A 3,837-nucleotide genomic window follows, 5' to 3' on the forward strand; every position below is an offset into this window, starting at 1 on the left:
CGCGCTCTCTCCGAGGCTTAGCAGCGCAGTGACACGATCGTGTGGGTCGTTGAGATTCTCGGTGAGCACAACGAGGCGCTCCTGTAGCTCGGGCAGAAGCGATCCCGCGCTCTCTCGGAAGCTTTGCAGCGCATTGACACGATGGCGTTGGTCGTTAAGATTCTCGGCGAGCACAACGAGGCGCTCCTGTAGCTCGGGCAGAAGCGATCCCGCGCTCTCTCCGAGACTTTGCAGCGCAATGACGCGATGGCTTTGGTCGTTAAGATTCTCGGCGAGCGCGACGAGGCGCTCCTGTAGCTCGGGCACAAGCTTTCCTACGGCTGGTTTCAGGGCTGCGAGGGCCGAGGAGTAATCTTCGAGGTCAGGGTTCACGACGAGGTCGACGAGGCGCCGCTGGAGCGTGGGCGCAAGTCCTTCGACGCCCACTGCGAGGCCCAGCAGAGCTGTGACGCGATGCTCGTACTGGGCGAGCCCCTCGGCGAGCACGACGAGGCGCTGCTGTGGTCCGGGCGCAAGCGATCCTAGGTTCGTTCCGATGCCCCGCAGGGCTTTAGCGCGAAGCTCGGGATCGACAAACGCCTCGGCGAGCCTGACGAGGCGCTGCTGTAGTGCAGGCGCAAGCTCTCCTAGGTTCGGTCCGATGTCCTCCAGGGCTTGAGCGCGATGCTCGGGATCGACAAGCCCTGCTGCGAGGTCGACCACACGCTGCTGGAGCGCGGGCACAAACTCTCCCCCGCTTATCCCGAGGGCTGACAACACCGAGACGCAGTCTTCCGAGTTGAGCTCCTCGACGCGATCGACGAAACGCTGCTGGAGCGCCGGCACAAGCCGTCCCACACCCATTGCCAGACCAGCGAGGGCAGCGACGCGAAGCTGGGGATCGCCAACCCCCTCGGCAAGTTCGATGAGACGCTGCTGGAGTATGGGCGTAAAGTCACCCACGGCCAGCCCGAGGTCATCCAAGGCCGAGAAGCGAAGTTCGGGGTCAAGCGCCTCGGCGCGATCAATGAGACGCTGCTGGAGCGCAGGCGCGAGCCCTCCCACCCCTTGTCTGAGGGCTGCCAGGGCATCGACGCAGTGCTCTTCGTCGTCAAGTCCTTCGGCGACCTCGACGAGGCGCTGCTGAAGCGTGGGCGCGAGCCCTCCCAGCCCCCCGCCGAGGGCTTGCAGGGCAAAGACGCGGTGCTCGGGGTTGTTAAGTCCTTCGGCGATGGCAACGAGCTGCTCCTGCTGCACGCCGGTCAGGCAATTGAAATTGGATGCCAGAGATTCCAACGCGCCGGCAGCCATTAGTCCGACATAGGGATTCGCGACTCCTGGCTGCGGGACCATTAACCTGCTCCAGACGGCCTGAACCCGGATTGCCATCTGGCGCCTTTCTTCCAACGCCGCGGACATTTGGACAGCAGCACGCAGCTCGCCGTCTGTCTGCGACACCGCCAGCAGATCGATCGGGCTGAGCCTTTCCGCAATCGCGCCGAGTAACTCCGGGAGCAGCCCCGTTATTCCTGTTACCTGTTGGAGCCAGTGGTCCAGTTGTGGCATCATTTCGCTTGGTGTCCTCACTCACAACTTCGAGCCTTTGGTCCGGAGCACTTGGCATCAGCGCGACTTGATCTCGCGGGCCAGTTCGTCCTGAGCTGGGCCCAAACGCCAGCTCCACATGGCCGTCGCCGGTCGGGCGCGCCTCGTTGAGCGTTGGCTACGCGGCTTTCAACTCCTTGCCCATCGCCTCACCAGCCGCTCCTGCCGGGCCGACTACTGTCCCCAACTCTCCCTATCTCCTGGCCGGCAAAACGGCATTTCTTTGTTTAGCTGCGATGTGCTGAAGCGTCCCATATAAAACGGATATGCCATCATGCGCGTTCGAGAGCATTCAGCAACGCCGGATCCAGCGGGTGATAGAGCTCTTATGCATAATGGTCAGTATGAATAGGTTGGACGCCCAAGTGTGAAGGCTTTGATTTGCGACCATCAGCTCGTCGTGGCGAGTGGATGGTGTGGGGATGAAGTCGGTGGATACGATTGCCCGGGTTCGGCGCGCCTTCCATGTGCAGGGATGGTCTCTCAAGCGGATTTGCCGCGAACTGCATGTGTCGCGGAACAAGTCCGCAAGATACTCAGGTCCGATGAGACATCGTTCCCCTACGAACGCGAGCGGCAGCCCAAGCCCAAGATCGGTCCGTGGCAGGATCAGCTAGACGGGTTTTTGAATGGCAACCGTGGCAAGACGGCGCGCGAGCAGCTGACACTGATCCGGATTTACGAAGAGCTTTGCAGCCTCGGCTACGAGGGAGGCTATGACGCCGTCCGTCGATACGCGAAGAACTGGGCGAAGGCACAGGGGTCGGCGATGGCGGACGCCTATGTGCCGCTGTTCTTCGCGCCGGGCGAGGCCTACCAGTTCGACTGGAGCCACGAGATCGTCCTGATCAACGGCGTGACGGTGACCGTGAAGGTCGCCCATGTCCGGCTCTGCCACAGCCGCATGATGTTCGTCGGGACTGTCAGGAATTTCGTGTGCGGGCGGGCGGTTGAACATTACGCCGCCATGGCCCGGATGAAGCGCTCGCCGAAGATGACGGCGAACTGGGCCTTGGCCATGGTCCACTTACGTGGCGGCATTTTCCACTCTTTCTCGGATCGGTTCAAGATCAGGTAGAGCAACTTGGTTGCCGCATCGTCGCTTGGGAAGTGGCCCCTGGCCCCGACAGCCCGCCTGAGCTTCGAGTTCAACGCCTCTATTGAGTTCGTAACCGGTATGAAGATGGCGGTGCCGATGTCCGGCTGCGGTTTTCGCGATCGCGGCGTATGGTGCGACCATCCGGGACAGAGGCACCGGGAGCACGAAGGTGCGGGCAGGCCGATCTTGTACGTTGAGCTGCGAGCTCGTGTTAGTAGATGGCCGCCTCTGCGACTCGCCCGGTTGCGCTGAGAGCGCGGATCCGTAGTTGTCGTGTCGCCCGCCGCTCCCCTTTGACTGATCGAAAGGAGACAGAGGAATGCGACGTGTAATCGGAATCGACACCCACCGCACCTTTGGCGAGGTGGTGATTTGGGAAGACGGTCGGCTGCGGCATGTGGGCCGGGTCGACATGACCCGGACGGCGCTGGAAGGCTTCGGCAAGAGCCTTTTGGCGACGGACGAGGTGGTGATCGAGGCGACCGGCAACTGCATGGCGGTCTCTCGGGTGCTGTCGCCATTCGTGAAGCGGGTGGTGATCGCCAACCCGCTGCAGGTCAAAGCGATCGCGCACGCTCATATGAAGACCGACAAGATCGACGCCGGCACGCTGGCCAGCTTGTACGCAGCCGGCTACCTGCCGGAGATCTGGACACCGGATGCCGCCACGGAGCGGATGCGCAGACTGGTCGCGCGGCGCTACCAGGTCGTGCGGCATCGGACCCGGATCAAGAACGAGGTACATTCGATCCTCTACGCCCACCTGATTCCGCGGTGCCCCCATGCCGACCTGTTCGGGCGCCTCGGTCGTGCCTGGCTCACCCGTCAGCCGGTGCCAGATGACGAGCGCGCCGCAATCGAGCGCCATATCCGGGAACTGGAGAGGCTGGGTGACGATCTCCGCGTACTTGACCGGGAGATTGCCGAGAGCGCGCATCGATGATGCGGTGATCAAACGGCTGCTCACAATCACTGGCGTCAATCTCGCAGTGGCCGGCGGGCTAGTGGCGGCTGTCGGTGACATCGGCCGTTTTTCCAGCCCGCAAAAACTGGTGAGCTATTTCGGCCTGAACCCACGCGTGCGCCAGTCGGGGCTCGGTGCTGCCCATCACGGGCGGATCAGCAAGGTCGGACGCAGCCATGCCCGCGCGATG

At 62.8% G+C, this 3,837-nt stretch carries 1 protein-coding gene and 3 pseudogenes; 2 read left to right on the forward strand and 2 right to left on the reverse strand.

Translation table 11 applies throughout. The annotated features are described in order from the left end of the window. A partial coding sequence (locus tag AC07FD_RS29085) for a hypothetical protein (RefSeq protein ID WP_478352646.1) occupies nt 1-1,548 on the reverse strand: 1,548 nt, incomplete at its 3' end. 458 nt (nt 1,549-2,006) lie between these two features. On the opposite strand from AC07FD_RS29085, the pseudogene AC07FD_RS29090 reads away from it, so the two are divergent. Next, a pseudogene (locus AC07FD_RS29090) lies at nt 2,007-2,500 on the forward strand (IS21 family transposase); the annotation flags it as partial. A 41-nt stretch (nt 2,501-2,541) separates the two neighbouring features. Here AC07FD_RS29090 and AC07FD_RS29095 read toward each other — a convergent pair. Beyond that, nucleotides 2,542-2,763, reverse strand: a pseudogene (locus tag AC07FD_RS29095) (transposase); the annotation flags it as partial. 239 nt (nt 2,764-3,002) lie between these two features. Here AC07FD_RS29095 and AC07FD_RS29100 point away from each other — a divergent pair. Further along, nucleotides 3,003-3,837: pseudogene (locus AC07FD_RS29100) on the forward strand (IS110 family RNA-guided transposase); the annotation flags it as partial.

Source organism: Mesorhizobium waitakense (genome assembly GCF_056431085.1).